General features: G+C 69.2%; 1 protein-coding gene. It reads right to left on the reverse strand.

Annotated elements, in window-relative coordinates:
* Positions 1 to 546: Bug family tripartite tricarboxylate transporter substrate binding protein (locus AC1DWF_RS37820; protein WP_476843541.1), on the reverse strand; the 546-nt coding region annotated here is incomplete at both ends.

Below are 546 nucleotides of genomic sequence, written 5' to 3' on the forward strand. Positions count from 1 at the left end.
CCCCACGGGCTCGTAGCTGTCGCGGATCAGCAGCGCACTGATGTCCGGCGAGAGTATCGCTGCGGAGAACTCCCGGTGCAGCCTGGCCAGAATCTCCGGCGGCAGGTTCGCGGGCCCCAGCATGCCATACCAGCTCTCCGTCTCGAAGCCCGGCAGGGTCTTGTTCAGCGTCGGCATGTCCGGCGCGATGCGCGGTGGCTTCGCGCTGGTGATGGCCAGCGCGCGCATCTGCCCGCTCGCGACATGCGGCGCCACCGCCGGCAGGCCCAGCAGCGTGATGTCCACCCGCCCCGCCAGTAGGTCCGTCACGACCGGCGCCGCACCCGTATAGGGTACGTGGGTGAAGCGGATGCCGGCCGCGGCCGCGATCATCTCGCCGAAGAGATGCACCGTGCTTGCGATCCCGATGGAGCCGAGATTCACCTCGCCGGGCCGCGCCTTCGCATAGTCGATCAACTCCTGGGCCGTCGTGACCGGCAGGCTCGCGCGCGACGCCAGTACGGAGCCCTGCCCCAAGATGCGCGTGATCGGCGTGAAGTCACGGAT

Source organism: Aminobacter sp. P4_D5, assembly GCF_056401815.1.